Origin of the sequence: Chryseobacterium sp. CBSDS_008 (assembly GCF_049959325.1) — a bacterium.
Taxonomy (GTDB): Bacteria; Bacteroidota; Bacteroidia; order Flavobacteriales; family Weeksellaceae; genus Chryseobacterium.
The window spans coordinates 3,488,924-3,505,711 of the sequence record NZ_CP188202.1 but is presented as its reverse complement, the minus strand read 5'-3'; the positions used below and the strand labels follow the sequence as shown (position 1 = coordinate 3,505,711).

The 16,788-nt window shown below is 38.8% G+C and carries 10 protein-coding genes; all 10 read right to left on the bottom strand.

What is annotated here, in order from left to right; translation table 11 throughout:
- Positions 1-5: 5 nt before the first annotated feature.
- On the bottom strand, positions 6-872 hold the full coding sequence (locus tag ACP3T3_RS15865; protein WP_426476789.1) for an ROK family protein: 867 nt from the start codon (positions 870-872) through the stop codon (positions 6-8).
- 131 nt (positions 873-1,003) lie between these two features.
- The gene (locus ACP3T3_RS15860; RefSeq protein WP_426476788.1) at positions 1,004-2,773 is read right to left on the bottom strand and encodes a LamG-like jellyroll fold domain-containing protein; all 1,770 of its coding nucleotides are present in this window, start codon (positions 2,771-2,773) and stop codon (positions 1,004-1,006) included.
- Positions 2,746-3,411 carry a glycosyl hydrolase family 18 protein gene (locus ACP3T3_RS15855; RefSeq protein ID WP_426476787.1) on the bottom strand — a complete coding sequence of 222 codons (666 nt, stop codon included), beginning with the start codon at positions 3,409-3,411 and terminating at the stop codon, positions 2,746-2,748. Before ACP3T3_RS15855 ends, ACP3T3_RS15860 begins: the two co-directional genes overlap by 28 nt.
- Positions 3,412-3,466: 55 nt before the next feature.
- Positions 3,467-5,617: an endo-beta-N-acetylglucosaminidase H gene (locus ACP3T3_RS15850; RefSeq protein ID WP_426476786.1), complete on the bottom strand. Its 2,151-nt coding sequence runs from the start codon at positions 5,615-5,617 to the stop codon at positions 3,467-3,469.
- Positions 5,618-5,726: 109 nt separating this feature from the next.
- A complete protein-coding gene (locus tag ACP3T3_RS15845) occupies positions 5,727-7,154 on the bottom strand; it encodes a glycoside hydrolase family 125 protein (RefSeq protein WP_426476785.1) in 1,428 nt (475 codons plus the stop codon).
- 31 nt (positions 7,155-7,185) lie between these two features.
- The gene (locus tag ACP3T3_RS15840) at positions 7,186-9,420 is read right to left on the bottom strand and encodes a GH92 family glycosyl hydrolase (protein ID WP_426476784.1); all 2,235 of its coding nucleotides are present in this window, start codon (positions 9,418-9,420) and stop codon (positions 7,186-7,188) included.
- 128 nt (positions 9,421-9,548) lie between these two features.
- Entirely contained in the window at positions 9,549-10,520 is a 972-nt protein-coding gene (locus ACP3T3_RS15835) for a glycoside hydrolase family 130 protein (RefSeq protein WP_426476783.1), read from the bottom strand.
- 35 nt (positions 10,521-10,555) lie between these two features.
- A complete protein-coding gene (locus ACP3T3_RS15830; protein ID WP_426476782.1) occupies positions 10,556-11,854 on the bottom strand; it encodes an MFS transporter in 1,299 nt (432 codons plus the stop codon).
- Positions 11,855-12,023: 169 nt separating this feature from the next.
- Positions 12,024-13,649 (bottom strand): SusD/RagB family nutrient-binding outer membrane lipoprotein, encoded by a 1,626-nt coding sequence (locus tag ACP3T3_RS15825; RefSeq protein WP_426476781.1) that lies wholly within the window; start codon positions 13,647-13,649, stop codon positions 12,024-12,026.
- Between the two features lie 10 nt (positions 13,650-13,659).
- Entirely contained in the window at positions 13,660-16,557 is a 2,898-nt protein-coding gene (locus ACP3T3_RS15820) for a SusC/RagA family TonB-linked outer membrane protein (RefSeq protein WP_426476780.1), read from the bottom strand.
- Between the last annotated feature and the right edge of the window lie 231 nt (positions 16,558-16,788).

The window sequence follows — 16,788 nt, the reverse complement described above, 5'->3', positions numbered from 1 at the left end:
GTTTGTTAATTTATATACGCTTTTTTTAATGCATAACTGGCAGCTCCAAGAATGGCCGCATCTTCAAATATAGCCGAAATTTTAACCTGCAAGTTAATATTATTCTTTGTTAAATTCTGAATAAGTTGTTGTTCAAAATAAGGATATGCTTTGGCAATATTTCCTCCTATAACTAAAACTTCCGGTTTGTAATGATCTACATATCTGACAATAAATTCTGAGAATGAGTCTGCATATTCATCAAACATTCTGGTTTGTATTTCTGTGGGTTTGTCCAACAAATCTTTGGTTCCTGAGATTTCTTCTCCGGTGAGTTCTTTATAACGATTTACAAACCATCGTGTTGCCAGATAATCTTCACAGATAGAATCTCTGAATGGAGAATCCCATAAATCTTCATCAGCGGCAAATTCCCCGTTAAAGAAAGTCGTTCCTAATCCGGTACCGAGAGTCACTCCAAAAATCCTGCTGAATCCCTTGGCACAGCCTCCGAATACTTCTCCTTCCATGAAGGCTGCGGCATCATTCACAAAATGAATCTGATCCTGGGAAATATCCAGTCTTTTTGCCAGTTCTTCTTTAATATTTACCTGATAGATATCAATAAATTTTCCCTGCTGCATAAGGGATATTCCATTTTCATAATCGAAAGGACCCGGCATTGCGATACCGATTAAAAGGTCTTCTTTCACAAGATCATGAGCCACTTTTTCAATGGCGAAAACCCAAGCACTGAAAATAACTTCTTTATTTTCGAATGCATCTACATGCTCTCTTACATAGGTTGATGAAATGATTTCACGTTTTTCCGGATCTACCTGAGCCAACGTAATGTGTGAACCTCCGATATCGATTCCTACTATATTCTGCATTATTTTTTATTTTAAATTCAAGACCTCCTGTGACTGAAAAAACAGACAAACAGAAATAAGCTCCTGTCTGTCTGCTTTATATTTCAGACTTTATTTTATTGTTTTCCGATAACTATTTCATTATCTGAAATTTACTTCACGATAATTTTACCGGTTGATATTACTTTCCCGTTCGCAGATGTAATCTTGTAAATATAAGTACCACTGATTAAATCCTGCGTATTCACTGCATTATTATTTTGATTAATATTCTGTTTTTTGAACAGTTTTCCTGAAGCATCATACAATGCCACTTCACTGACAGAGCTGTCGCTGATGGCAAAATGAATGTCATTTCCTCTTTTCACAGGGTTCGGGTAAACTGCACTGTTGTCTTTTACGGATTCTATATCTTTTACGGCAAGAGATGCTGCACAGGCAACGTCTGTTCTCCAGTTCGCATCTGTCATATTGACCAGCGTGGCAAAATGAGTATTTGCCGTAGCATCTAATGCTCCTACACCGCTTCCTTCATCCATTTTCCAGTTGGCTTCAAGACCAGTAGAATTGGCAGGAACATTACAGCTGTTGCTCAATATTTCCTGTGGTGTCAACGCTTTTTTCCATACTCTGAATTCATCAAGAAAACCATTGATTGTACGGGAATTGTCATAATTTCTTCCCAGATAAAGAATTCCGTTTGCTGTAAAGTTACCCGTTACTGCAAAAGTAGCATCAAGATTACCATTGACATAAATTTTCATGGCTGCTCCATCATAAGTAGCCGCAATATGATACCATGTATTGGTATTGAATGCTGTATTGGTATTCAATTTCACCTGTGATGAACCGAAGCTCAATATAAACTGAAGTTTGTTATTCGCCAGGTTTCCGTCTCCGAAGCGAAGCATTGCCGAGTTATTATCTCCCACTTCAATACCCATCACTGATGAAATGTAAGGGAAAGCGGTTTTAAATGAGTTTACTTTTACCCATCCTTCAAAGCTCATTGCATTTCCGCTCAGGTTAAATTGGCCTGCGTTAAGATAGTGCGTGCTTCCATTGAAAGCAAGAGATCTTGCACCCGGACTTGTAACCGGAGCAAAACCGCTGTTGAATGTTCCTTCTCCGGAATAGGTACTTGTAGTTCCTCCCGCACATGAAGCCTGTACTTTCCATACATAGTTTGTATTCGGAGTCAGGTTTTGTAGTGAATAGGAATTGGTTGTAATGTTCGGGATTTCAGACCATGTTGTTGCTGCGGTAGTTTTATACTGTAGTGTATATGAAGTGGCGTTGCCTGCATCCCATGACAGCTGAGTGGTATTACCAAGGAAACTTCCGGAAGTCAATCCTGATGGCGTAGTGCAGCCACTTCCGGAGTTGAACCTTGGTGCAAAAATATAAGTACTTGTTAATGTCGGTGAGCAGTTAGACTGTATTCTCCAATCATAATCTGTATTCAGGGTAAGGTTATTGATGACAATATTATTTCCTGAATAATTATTGGCCACATTTGTCCAAACTGTTGAATTGGCTGGTTTGTAATCAATATTATAAGACTGTGAAGCATTGGAAGTCCAGTTCAGTTTTGCTGAAGTTCCTGTCACATTGGAAACATCAAGTCCCAATGGCGGATCGCAGGTTTGTCCCTGAGACCAGGAATATAATTGTCCGCTTAACAATGTATTTTCATTATAAAGAATATTCGACCCTGTACTCAAGTAGCTGGCTACATTGGTTCCTGCCAGATCATACCACATGAATACACCATATTGATCATTCATTGTGCTGGTCGCTAAGCTTGCCAGTGTAGTGGCAGACGTTGAACTTGGATTTGAGTTTTGAATCCATGTAGCAGCTGCTGAGATTTTGGATTTATTAAGAGGAGGAACTACAGGAGCATTGTATGTACTGTACATCGCATTCCAGGTGTAGTCGATATAATTCCCGGCCAGATCTCCATTATAAGTCTGTCTTGTAGAGCGGGTCCGTAATAATAGAATGTAATCAGTTTATCCGGCATTGCTGCTTTCAATTCCTGCAAAAGCATGACAAAAGAGCTGTTATTAGGCTGCCCTGTTCCGTTGTTTCCGTATCCTGCATATTCGTCATCAAGGTCTACTCCATCCAGACCGTAGGTGTAAACGGTATGAGCAACCTGCAGAGCGAAATCTTTTGCAGCCTCACGGTTAGGAAAATTAGAAATTCCGGCTCCCTGGTGGTTTCCTAAAAGATCGAGTAATACTTTTATTCCTTTTTGCTGTAAGGGTTTTACGTAGGTATTAACATCATTCAGAACTTTAGTAACGTTGTTATTGTTTGAAATATAAGCACGGCTCTTAGAAACATCGTAGTTGATATTCGCTGCAAAAATAATGGCTACATCAAAAAGCTGTCTGTTGGTATTCTGCAAAGTATATGAACCCGCATTCAACGGATTATTGTTATTCACTTCCACATAGCAGACTCCCAAAGGATTAAGCTGCTGCGCTTTGAGCAATGGGGCTGCCTGAAGCATCAGGGCCATTAAGGGAATAAAAAAGGATTTTTTTCTCATAGTATATTAATTTGTAGTAGAAAATCATTGGGCCGAAGCCCAATGACTGGTTTTGTTATTTTACAATTAGTTTTTCGGATTGTTTTAAACTTCCATCATGAGATTCAAACTGGACGATATAGTTCCCTGCAGGAATTCTATTTAATTCGTATTGATTGTCTCCAGAGTTCAGTGATTTTGTGTCTACAATTCTTCCGTTAAAATCATAAACCGTTAATTTTCCTTTGCTGTATTCATCCGGAACAGAAACTGTCAGTGATGAAGATTTGCTTACCGGATTAGGATATAATTTTATTTGAGTTTTAATGCTTGTCTCTCCCGCATTGATCGCCTTTTGGCCCGCAGTTCTTGCTAATGCTGAACTTCCTGTTGTACATGGTACATCTGTTCCCCAATTGGAAGCATCAACACCCGTTAACGTTAAAGTCACTCCGTTTCCTGAAGTATCCTGAACGGTAGAGCCGCTGCCTTCGTTAAATTTCCAATAAGCGGCCAATGAAGTTGCCGGAACGGATACATTACACATATTCTGACTGATTTCTGTCTGACTCAATGCACGTTTCCAAACTCTTACCTCATCTATTTTTCCATTGAAATTTCTAGAAGTATTATATAAATATCCTACGTTGAATGCGCCTGTTGAATTCACACTTCCGGTTTGTGCTTTGGTTGCATCCAGAGTACCATTGATATAAATTTTCATATTGGCACCATCGTAAGTAGCTGCTACATGATACCAGGTATTGGCATTCAGAGCCGTTGCAGAAGCCAGTTTTTGCTGAACGTTATTGATACTTACCACAAACTGAAGTTTATTATTCGCCAGACCGGCATCTCCCAATCGTAAGAATGCAGAATTGCTGTCGCTTACTTCCGTACCCATGATGGAGGAAATATTTGGAGACGCTGATTTGAATGACGAAGGTTTGATCCATCCTTCAAAAGATAGGGCAGAACCGCTTAGATTCATACTTCCGGCCGCTCCTGATTCAGTGCTTCCATCCAAAGACAGAGCATAAGAACCTGTAGGTATTGTTCCTGAAGTACTTGTAAATCTTGGCGCAAACATGTAGGCGCTTTTCACGCTGCAGTTGGTTCTGATTCTCCAGTCATATTCGGTATTGGCTGTTAATCCGGAAACAGTTACTGAAGTGGAGCTTGTTGCAGATACTGCGTTCGTCCAGGTTGTTGAAGAAGCTGGTTTATAATCAACATCATAAGTGTTTGTTCCTACGGCTGACCAGTTGAGTTTGGCACTTGTTCCTGTAAGATTGCTTGTGTACAGCCCGATAGGTGCGTCACAATTGGTTCCCTGTGTCCAGGATTGTAAAGTACCGCTTAAAACAGTCGGTTCTCCATATAATGTTTGAGTTCCTGCTGAAAGCTGTGATGTTTCATTAGTTCCATGCAAATCATACCACATGAATACTCCGTAACCCCCATTTTTAGTTTGGGTAGCCAGGCTTGTTGTTGTAGAATTGGAAGTATTTCCCATCCAAACGGCAGCCGGAGAGATTTGTGCTTTGGTAAGAGGTGGTACATTTGGGGCAGAGAATGTGCCGTACATAGCATTCCAGCTGTAATTGACATTGTCTCCTACTCTGGCTCCATTCCAGGAAAGTCTGGAAGCGGCAGGACCATAATAATAGAATGAAATAATTTTATTCGGTAATAATGCTCTGAGTTCCTGAACAAGCATGACAAAAGAGCTGTCATTGGGCTGGCCTGTTCCGTTGTTTCCATATTCTGAATATTCATCATCAAAATCAATTCCATCAAGACCATAGGTGTTCACTGTATTGGCAAGCTGTAGTGCAAAATCTTTCGCCGCTTCACGGGTAGGAAAATTACAGATTCCTGCACCCTGGTGATTTCCCAAAATAGTCAGAACCACCTTCATCCCTTTTTGCTGAAGTGGCTTTATGTAAGTATCTGCATTCGTAAGAACCTTGGTAACGTTGTTATTGGAATACAGATAAGCTCTTCCACGGCTGGTATCATAATTAATATTGGCCGCAAAAATATTCACCACATTAAACAGATAGCTGTTTGATGTCTGCAGTTTGTACGCTCCTGCGTTCAGGAGGTTGTTGTTATTCACTTCCACATAGCATATTCCTGTAGGACTAAGCTGCTGTGCATTAATCAGAGAACCAGCCTGAAGCATCATGGCAATCAGTGCGGTAAAGATGGATTTTTTTTTCATTGTATAATTTTTTTAAGGTGTTTTGGTGTCTGAATTTTGTATAGCATTCCCCTGACACCTTCTTTTTTGGGAAGGAATCTCAGATGAAAAAGCCATATAAAAGGGGGTGCTATGTCAGTAGCTCTGGGCTTTCGTTAAAGGTTTTCCATAACAATTCTCCAAACAGGGTATTGGCCCATGCAAACCATTCTCTGGTGAACTTTTTAGAGTCGTCTTTATGGAAGGATTCATGCATAAAGCCTGTTCCTCCGTGCGTTTTCTGTAAGGTATCTATACACCATCTGATCTCACTTTTATCTTTGGTAGTGAGTGCCTTCATTATGATACTCATTGGCCAGATCATGTCAAGTCCGATATGCGGACCTCCTATTCCTTCTGCCAGCTTACCTTTAAAGAAGAACGGGTTGTTTTCTGACCAAACAAATTTTCTTGTATTCAAATAAACAGGGTCATCAGCTTTTACCGCATCCAGATAAGGCAGTCCCAGCAAACTTGGACAGTTTGCATCATCCATCAGATTGTAACTTCCGAAGCCATTTACTTCAAAAGCATAGATTTTTCCAAATTCAGGATGATTGTAAATTCCGTATTTTTTGATGGCTGCATCTACCTCCTCAGCCAGGCTGTTCAACTGTTGAGCCAACGTTTTTTCATTTTTAATCTGAGAAACCATTTCCGCTGCCTGACGTAAGCTTACTACTGCAAATAAGTTAGACGGAATCAGGAATCCATAAATAGTAGCATCATCACTTGGACGGAACATAGAGCTGATAAGACCAACCGGTTTTGTTGGATAACCATATCCTCCCATAGGAACTCCATCTGTTGCCCAGGCTGTTGTACGCTCGAATTTGTAAGGTCCCAGATCATGTTTTCTCTGCTGTTCTGTGAAAGTCTGTAGGGTAAGTTGAATTCCTTTCAGCCAGTTAGCATCAAAAGGTTTTGTATCTCCTGTTGTTTTCCAGAAGTGGTAGGCCAGACGGATAGGATAACAAAGCGAGTCAATTTCCCATTTTCTTTCATGGGTTCCCGGCTTCATATCGGTGTGGTCATATTCTTTCCATTTGCTGATCTTCTGATCATCATTATAGAAAGCATTGGCATAAGGATCTTTAAGGATGAATGTCGTCTGTTTATGGATTACTCCTGAGATCAGCTTATGTAGTTTTTCATCTTTTTTCGAGAACTGCAGATAAGGAAAAACCTGTGCGGAACTGTCACGAAGCCACATGGCATCAATATCCCCAGTGATCACATAGGTATCCGGTGTTCCGCCGGTTTCTGTATAGTAAACAGTAGTATCTAATGTATTCGGGAAGCAGTTTTCAAAAAGCCAGCTCAGCTCTTTGTTTTTTACTTTCTTTTTAAACGCTGCTATAGCACTTTCTACGGATTCGCTGGTAAAATGTCTTTTATCTTTGGGAACACGGACAACAGGAAAATCATCCAGCACTAAATTTTTAGCAAAAACATTTTGAGTAAACAGCAATCCGGCTCCTGCCAGTGCACTTGTTTTAATAAAATTTCTCCTTTCCATTGATACTTTGTTTCGTTTATTTTTATGAGTCTTATTTTACAGGTTTGCTTCCCATTACGAATCTCAGCTCGCCACCGTTCATGATATCGCTGTGGTTCAGTTCCCAGCTTTTGTATTCTTTTCTATTCAGGAACATTTTCTGTACATAGATATTCTTATCAGATATTTTGTCTGCAATTACGGTGAATGTTTTTCCATTCTCCAGTTTTAAAGAAGCTTTCGGGAATTGTGGTGCTCCGATGGCATAAACAGGTTTCCCAGGTGTTACAGGATAGAATCCTAATGATGAGAAGATATACCATGCTGACATTTGCCCGCAGTCTTCGTTATTAACGATACCATCAGGTTTAGCTGCATACATATTGTCGCGGATATATTTTACCATTTTCTGAGTTTTGTAAGGACTTCCTGTATAATTGTACAGGTAGGGAACGTGATGCCCCGGCTCATCCCCGAATCCTAAAGACCCTATGAATCCTGAGATATCAACATGCTGTTCTCCTTCCATATGAAGAGCCTCTGTAAAGGTTTTATCCAATTTTTCTTCAAATCCTTTTTTACCTCCGTAAAGATTCATCATTTCATCAATCTGATGCGGAACAAAGAAGTCATAGGCCCAGATATTTCCGGAAACCCAATGTGGCTGCAGTTTTTTCCAGTCGTTAAGGGTAAAATCTGCTAAGAATTTCCCGTCTTTCTGCCTTGGCCAGAAGTGGTTGTTTTCTTTATTGAAGGTATTCAGAAAGTTCATAGAACGTTTTTTATACACTTCTGATTCTTCTTTTTTGCCTAATTTTTCAGCAAGCTGATGAATACACCAGTCATCATATGAATATTCCAGTGTTGCCGAAACAGAAGCTCCGTTTTCTGATGGGGTATAGCCTAATTTGATATAATCATTAAGACCTCCACCGCCATCACTGCTGCTCATTTTATCTGTTAAAGAGGCATCTTTCATTGCGGCAAATGCTTTTTCAGCATCAATACCCGGAACTCCTTTTGAAATAGCATCCCAGATTACCGAAGCACTGTGATAGCCCAACATACAGAAGTTATCATATCCACAAAGCTCCCAGATCGGCATATGGTCTTTACGATCCGTATACCGGCTGATCAGAGAATTCGCAAATTCTTTTGTATGTTTCTGATCCATTATGGTCAATAGCGGGTGTGTCGCTCTGAATCCGTCCCAGTATGAATAAGTACTGTAGTTGGTAAACCATTTGGTATTCATGTTTTCCTGAGCGGCAACATAATCTCCATTCACGTCCATGTATAAATTGGGTGCAATGAAGGTATGGTAAACTCCCGTATAGAAAATTTTTCTCTGGCTGTCGGTTCCTCCTGTTACCTGGAATCTTCCGATAAGATCTCTCCAGGTCTTTTGAGCGGTTTCTTTCGCTTTTGCAAAGTCGACATTTGTTGCTTCTGTATCGAAATTTTCCTGTGCGTTTTCTGTACTCACCGGAGATAAAGATACTTTTACTTCAATGCTTTCCTGATCTTCTGTTGAAAATCTTACAAAAGCTTTAGCATCTTTGGCAAGGGCAATTTTTTCATCATTTTTGATTTTTCCGTCAGCATAAACGCCGTAAGACTTAAACGGTTTGGAAAACTCCATTACGAAGTAAGCAAATCGTTTACCTCCCCAGCCATTGCTGTAGCAGTACCCTTTGATTTTATTATTGCCTTCTACACTTACTAAAGTATGGTAGATATTTCCGAAGATTTTGTTGGTAGGATCAATAATGATGTTAGATTCATCACTTTTCGGGAAAGTATATTTATGAAACCCCACTCTTGGGGAAGCGGTCAGTTCAGCTTTGATTCCATAGCTGTCCAGCATTACGGAATAATATCCCGGAGATGCCACTTCTTTATCGTGTGTAAATTTTGAACGGTAACCGGTTTCCGGTTTATCTTCTGATCCCGGAACCATTTTTACTTGTCCTACCGTTGGCATTATCAGAATATCTCCAAGGTCTGCCCAACCTGTTCCGCTAAGATGGTTATGACTGAACCCCATGATCGTTTTGCTGCTGTAGTGGTATCCGGAACACCAATCCCAGTCGCCGCTTTTCGTATTCTGATCCGGACTCAACTGTATCATCCCGAATGGCGTAGTAGCTCCGGGAAACGTATGCCCATGTCCTCCTGTGCCTATAAAAGGATCTACCCAGGATAAAACATCGTTTTTATTTTGCTGGGCACTGCTGGCTACAGAAATCAGGGTGGTAAAAAAGCAGATTAACAGTTCTTTTTTCATGATAAGAGAGGTATCGGAGATTTTTTTGTTTAAAAGTTGGTTTAAAAATAGGAAAACCATTATAAAATTCCCAGAAAAAGGGAAAATTAAGATGATTAACCTATTTTCCTAAACTTTATATTACTGTATTAAATTGAATTCTTTTTCATAAAATCAATAATTTCTGAGATATATCCAAAGGCAATCGCAACTACGGTATCAGCAGCACCGTAATATACTGTTACTTTGTCTCCCTCGGTCAATGCTGCACAAGGGAAAACCACATTCGGCACATCTCCTGTCAGTTCATACAATTCAGCCGGAGCCAACAGATAGGGCTTCGTTCTGTACAATACTTTTGTAGGATCTTCAAGATCAAGCAAAGCTGCTCCCATTGAATATCTGAATCCTCTGCAGGTATTGATCACTCCATGATAGAAAAGCAGCCATCCTTCTTCTGTTTTGATAGGAACCGGCCCGCCTCCGATTTTTGTACACTGCCACGCACTGTCTTCAAAAGGAGTTACTTTCATCACGCAGCGGTGTTCTCCCCAGTATTTCATATCAGGGCTGTAACTAATATAAATATCACCGAAAGGCGTATGCCCGTTATCACTCGGACGGCTCAACATGGCATATTTACCATTGATTTTTTCAGGGAACAAAACTCCGTTTCTGTTGAAGGGAAGAAAGGCATTTTCGCACTGAAAAAATTCTTTAAAATCAAAAGTATATCCAATTCCGATGGTAGGACCGTTGTATCCGTTGCACCATGTGATCCAGTAGCGGTCTTCTATGAAGGTTACGCGGGGATCATATTTGTAATCGGATTCAATCATATCCGTATTTCCTGCCTGCATTTCAATAGGGTCAGGGTTGATGTCCCAATTGATTCCATCTTTACTGAAACCCGCAAAAATATTCATCTGTACGGCCTTGTTATCACAACGGAAGACTCCGGCAAATCCATCCTCAAAAGGGATCACCGCACTGTTGAATATACTGTTGGATGTTGGTATCGCGTATCTGTTAATGATCGGGTTTTCGGAAAACCTCCACATGATATCATTACAACCTTCCGGGCGATCCTGCCAGGGGATCATTACTGATTGAGCTGTCATAAAGTATTTTTTACTTTTTATTTAAAATTTGTTTATTAATTGATTTCTTGTCCTTTCTGATTTTCCGGATAAGGAAAAGGAACAAATAAGGTGGCTAAAAATGCAGGAATGGTAGCGATCAATACCCAGATAAAGAACATTTTGTACCCGATCCAGTCACTGATCATTCCGCTGAACATTCCGGGAATCATTACGCCAAGGTTCATAATACCTGTGGCAAATGCGTAATGAGCCGTTTTGTGTTTTCCGGGTGCAATCTGCTGCATCATGTAGAGCATTAACCCTACGAAACCAAATCCATATCCGAAATACTCCACTACTACGGCAATTCCTACCGGTAAAAGAGTATCTGGCTGATAATGCGCTAGTAATGCATACACCACAAATGGAATATTGAATGCACAGCACAGCCATATCAAAGATCTTTTCAATCCGCGGGCGGAGATAAAATATCCTGCCAGTACGGATCCTAAGATGAATGCTGCAGAACCGTACGTTCCATAAATAAGCCCGATATCTGAAGTGGACAGTCCTAATCCTCCTGAAGTTCTTGGAGCTTTAAAAAATAAAGGAGCGATTTTGATGGCAAACCCTTCTGCAAAACGGTACAGAATAATGAAGAGTATACACCATAAAATTCTCTTTTTGGTAAAGAAAGAGGTAATGACTTCTAATAGTTCCTGACGAACATTTCCAGCTGTTTTTTCTTCCTTTTGTTCTTCTCTGTCTTCTTTCGGCAGAATAAAATAATGGTAAATAGCCAACACAAAAAACAGTAATGCATAGATCACCATAATGATCATCCATGCATGCGTAACGCCTTTTGTTTTTTCTAAAACACCAGCGAAATAAACCAATGCGCCGCTGCTGATGATCTTAGCCAGATTGTAAAATGCACCCTGCCAGCCAATGTATTTTGCCTGCTCTTTATTGGTTAAAAAGCCAATATACGTTCCGTCTGCTACCACATCATGGGTAGCCCCACAAAATGCCACTACTGCAAAAAGAGCAATACTGTATTTAAAAAAATCATGTAAAGGCAGACTTAATGCAATGAGGGCAAACAGAATTCCTATCACAAACTGAGTAAAAACAACAAAGAATTTTTTTGTTTTATAAATCTCCAGGAACGGGCTCCAAAGCGGTTTTAATGTCCAGGAGAAAAGGATAAGGGCTGTCCAGAACGTAATCTGCGCATCCGAAACACCCATATCTTTATACATGATTCCTGAAACCGCATTAATGGTTACAAAGGGCACACCCATTGCAAAATATAATGTAGAAATCCAGAGAATTGGCTGAATCCGACGGGTTCCGGAGTTGTTTTTTCCCATATTTAAAAATAGATTCTAAAAAAGAGAACATCTCAAAGATTCATTCAGGCTAAAAACGAAACTATAAATTTTTTGGAGATTCTACTCTATTCTCCCGCCTCAATGAATGTTTCAGATAAAAATCTGATGTTGAGATGTCTCTTTATTAATGAGTAATTCTGAGTATTTATTATTTTTTATCCCACCAAAGCTTAGTACCTCCGGTATCAGGGCCTCCAAGATACTGAACAGCTTGGGAATAGTTAAGTGTGTTATTGCGGTATTTTATTGGGATAGGAATCCTTCTGATCATAACATCTGTGTTAATAGCACCTTGACTATCGTTTAGAACATTTTTGAAAATAATCGGATAATGAGTTCTTCGTTGTTCAGCCCATGCTTCAGAACCGTCAGGATAAATAGCAATCCATTTTTGCGTCATGATTCTTTCTAATTTCCTTTCGAAAGAGTCTGTTTCATTCCATTTTATGGTGATTGTACTCAACATGGGACTTCCAGATAAAATACTGTTTGATGAATTTTTAGGGTCAATATAAGGGGCTTCCGTTGAAGTTGCATCTGCAACATACGTGGCATACTCAGTACTTTTTCCCCATTCTGCAAATGACATCTCAATACCTTTATTGTAGTTTGTCCCAGCATCTCCGGCTCCTGCATATCCTCTAATAGCAGCTTCAGCTTTCAGGAACCATATTTCTGATGCAGTTATGATTTTGTTTTTACCGTTAGAATTTGAAAAATAGTCACCGGTTGCTGAGATTGCTGCCGGTTGAGAAAAATTTCCATATCTATCTTTACTTCCTCCTAAATCAGCTCCTAGTCTTACTCCAATATATTTTCCGTTTACAGTAGGGTCCACTGCGGGCTTTGCATAAGATGAAATTCTGGGATCATTAAATCCATTCATATATGCCATTAATGGAGCTCCAATTTTACAGTCTCCCCAGGAATAAATAATATTATATAAAGGAGAGGCTCCTCCATAACTCACTAATGCATTAGTAGTATTGGTATCAATTAAACCAGCAGGAGAATTTAATGCTTCTTCCGCATATTGTTTTGATTTTGCTGGATCTGCATAGCTTATTCTCATGGCCAGTCTCAGTTTCAATGAATTTGCAAGACGAGCCCAATTAGCTGCATTCCCCGCAAAGACAAGGTCTCCTTTTTTCAGGACAGACTGATCTTCAACACTCATATTTTTCTGGAGTGCTGAAATTGCAGCTGTAAGATCTGTTATAAAATAATTATATGCATCCTGCTGACTGTCAACATCAGTAATTCCATTTGCATTTGGTGTAAGGTATTTACTATATATTATTGGACCATGCGCATCAGAAACCTTTTGGGACGCAATTACCCTTAATATCTGTAAGACAGCTAATGAATGAGAGAAATCTATCCCTGGATAGTTCTTTTCGGTAACAGTAGTAAAATTTTTAATTTGCTGAAATACATCTTCTAACTGAGTCATCATTATTCTTTCGTTCCATCCATCCATCATAAAATAAGTTGTATTATTCTTACCTCCATTATATGGTGTTGCGGTACTGAAAAGTCCACTGTACATATCTGCATTTAAATTAGTCTGCAGCTGATACACCCAATCAGTAGGGTGGGCAAGATTTCTCTGCATCTGTTTTAAAGGATTTACCAACTGTACAAAATCAGCATTTAGTTGTTCACTACCGAGACCTGAATATTGAGAATTAATATCGTCAAAATTACTTGTACAGCTTAAAACTGAAGCTGCTACACTACCTCCTATTAGTATTATTTTTATTATATTTTTCATTGTTATAAAATTAGAAAGTTGCTTTTAATGAAACACCTAAAGATCTTGTAATCGGCATACCAAACATATCAACACCTACTCCGCCCGGATTTACACCCGATACTTGCTCTGGATCAAATGGCGCTTTTTTGTACAAGAAAAAAAGATTGGAGCCAGTTACCCCCACAGTTGCATTCTGTAAAAATTTTGACTTCATATTAAATGTATACGAAATTGAAGCTTGTCGTAACCTGATAGCTGTTCCACTATACATATATGCCTCTTCTACATTGGACACGGCTTCATAATATGCTTTAGCATCTGTCTTGGCTGTATAAGTCTGTCCATTTTCTGTAACAGCATTATTAATGGAAACTCCACCGTTATCTCTAGCATCAGCAGTTATTTTACTTACCCCATATCTGTCATTCATCATTTGTGTATAGCCCAATACTTTTCCACCAAATCTGCCATCTATCAAGAAATCAACATTAAGTTTACCAATAGTAAATGAATTATTAAGGCCAAGCATAAATTTAGGATTCGGATTTCCTAAATATTCTACAGCTCCAGTATCAAATAGTGGAACCCCTTGATTATTCACAACAATTCTTCCCTGATCATCTCTTTTAAAAGTTCTTCCATAAATATCTCCGAAAGATCCTCCTAATTTTAACTTATTATATCCTCCACCCAAAAGTGTAAAAAGTTTTTCATCTGAATCATTGAAATATTTTGAAGGGAAAAGCTCAACAATTTTATTTTTATTTGTTGAAAAGTTAACTGTTGAAGTCCAGGAAAATTTTTCTTTTTTAATTACATCTACAGCTAAAGATGATTCCAACCCAGTATTTCTTATCTTTCCGGCATTAATATCTAATTTCCCTCCAAAAGTAACCGAAAGGTCTGAAGACGCTTCGATACCTTGAAGATACTGATGAGAATTATTAGAGTTATAGTAAGTAAAATCAAAACGAAGCCTATTCTTAAACAGTCTCAGATCTGTTCCCACTTCAAAGGTCTTATTTTCTTCAGGCCTTGGGAAGAGAGATTCATACCCACTACGCACTACCGGATAAGCACTATATGTACCTACAATACTACCTGCATTAAAAATCAGCTGGGGCATTGTAAATGTAGGATCTAATGCATTACCTACAATGGCATAAGAACCTCTTAATTTCCAGAAGCTGAAAAAGTCTGGTAACTTCAAAATATCTGAAAGAATTGCATTTAAACCTACAGATTCATAATCAAAAGAAACATTTCCTAATCCTGCTAAAGTAGAAGACCAATCATTCCTAAAAGTTAGGTCCAGATACAATTTATTCTTGAATCCGATATTAGCACTTGCAAAAACAGATTGATCCTGTCTCCTGGTATTGGTAATCGTATAGTTTTGACCATTCCCATTTTGGCCTGTCCATTGCAAATTGTTTAAAGTAAACAAGTTAGGCACCACCAATAGGTTATTTTCGATTGTTGTTACTGATGCTCTCTTATCACTAATACTCGCTCCTACAGTAAAATCTAAAGTAAAATTGTCGCTTATATGTGGATTTCCACTTAATAAAACATCACCGTAAGTGGATCGGTTATCATATAAATTTTTGTAAATCTTACCATTATTGTTCCCCCCCATTACAACAGGCAGAGAAAATACAGCGACATCTCGCTGAGTATCAGAATCAAAATAACTATAATTCCCTCTTACTTTAGCAATTAACCAAGGATTAATTGCATAGCTTAACGCGGCAGATCCATAAAAATTCTTATTCTTAGTGGTTACAGCATTCCTGTTTAATATCCAATATGGATTTTGAGATTCAACACCAAAACTTCCATCAGGAGCAATAGCCCACCAGTTTTGTGCTGGCAGATATCTTTCCTTATTAAAATAAGTGTAATTATCACCACTAAAGTTGTCAAAATTTACACCCCTCGGAAGCCAATACAAATTTGTTAGCGGAGAAAAGTAAGAGCCTGGGGTAAGTCTGTTTTTAGTATTCTGCATGGATGCCATTACATTTACATCCAATGTTAATTTATTCTCTAAGAACTTACTTGAATTTCTAAAATTAAGATTGTACTGGTCAAATGAAGAAGTAGGAATCACTCCTTTATTGGTGGTATTACCAAAAGAGAATAAATTAGTACTTTTTTCATTACCGGACTGGAAGCTAAGACTGTTGATCCAGGTGGCTCCTGTTTTGAAAAAATCTTTTGTATAGTCTTTAGAATTTCCTTTTGCTCCCCAGCTTTGCTGAGAACCAGTTTGTCCTGATGCCGGATCATAAGGAATTGTCTGTAGGTAGCTATTCTGCAATTCAGGTAAAGCATATACTTTATCCATGGTTAGACTGGTAGAATAAGTTAAGCTGCTTTTCCCTGCTTTTCCTTTCTTTGTGGTGATCAGTACAGCTCCATTACTTCCTTGAGAACCATATAAGGCAGATGCTGATGCCCCTTTAAGAAAATTGATACTTTCAATATCCTCAGGATTTATTGTACTCAATATATCTCCGACATCAGGCATAGATGCATAAAAGTCCACGTTTGGCCCTCCAACACCATTAGTGATTGGAATTCCATCAATAACATATAATGGCTGACTGTTTCGTGTAGATTTATCCCCACGCATCACAACTCTCACAGATCCGCCAACACCTCCATTCGTTCTGTTGATCTGTACGTTGGAAACTTTTCCATTGATCGAATTTAATAGATTGGGAGTTTTCACTTCTGTAAGCTCATCCCCGCCAATCTGCTGACTGGAATACGTCAAAGAGCGGGCCTGCCTTTTTATCCCCAAAGAGGTGACTACGACCTCCTCAATACTGTTTGTCTTCGTAGTGTCGGCTGATTTTTTCTCCTGTGCATTCGCAGAAATTGAAAAAACGAACAGAACGGGTATAACTGCTTTTCTCATAAGGTATAGATTCGTTAGATTAATTGAGAATCAATTACATTGCTTTATTTTTCAATACAAAAACATTATTGTTTTTTCAACAAAATTTTGCCGTTTATGTATTAAATTATTTAAAGTTTTGTTAAGATTTAATTCACATTCACAAATCTAAATTTTGTAGCCAGTCTGATATAATACTATTTTATCATAAAACGATATTATTTTTTCAGCAATTTTATTTAAACCCGATTA

Bases quoted from the DNA above. Each gene is read 5' to 3' on its own strand.
- ACP3T3_RS15865 (WP_426476789.1), bottom strand. From the start codon at position 872: ATGCAGAATATAGTAGGAATCGATATCGGAGGTTCACACATTACGTTG.
- ACP3T3_RS15860 (WP_426476788.1), bottom strand. From the start codon at position 2,773: ATGTACAGTACATACAATGCTCCTGTAGTTCCTCCTCTTAATAAATCC.
- ACP3T3_RS15855 (WP_426476787.1), bottom strand. From the start codon at position 3,411: ATGAGAAAAAAATCCTTTTTTATTCCCTTAATGGCCCTGATGCTTCAG.
- ACP3T3_RS15850 (WP_426476786.1), bottom strand. From the start codon at position 5,617: ATGAAAAAAAAATCCATCTTTACCGCACTGATTGCCATGATGCTTCAG.
- ACP3T3_RS15845 (WP_426476785.1), bottom strand. From the start codon at position 7,154: ATGGAAAGGAGAAATTTTATTAAAACAAGTGCACTGGCAGGAGCCGGA.
- ACP3T3_RS15840 (WP_426476784.1), bottom strand. From the start codon at position 9,420: ATGAAAAAAGAACTGTTAATCTGCTTTTTTACCACCCTGATTTCTGTA.
- ACP3T3_RS15835 (WP_426476783.1), bottom strand. From the start codon at position 10,520: ATGACAGCTCAATCAGTAATGATCCCCTGGCAGGATCGCCCGGAAGGT.
- ACP3T3_RS15830 (WP_426476782.1), bottom strand. From the start codon at position 11,854: ATGGGAAAAAACAACTCCGGAACCCGTCGGATTCAGCCAATTCTCTGG.
- ACP3T3_RS15825 (WP_426476781.1), bottom strand. From the start codon at position 13,649: ATGAAAAATATAATAAAAATAATACTAATAGGAGGTAGTGTAGCAGCT.
- ACP3T3_RS15820 (WP_426476780.1), bottom strand. From the start codon at position 16,557: ATGAGAAAAGCAGTTATACCCGTTCTGTTCGTTTTTTCAATTTCTGCG.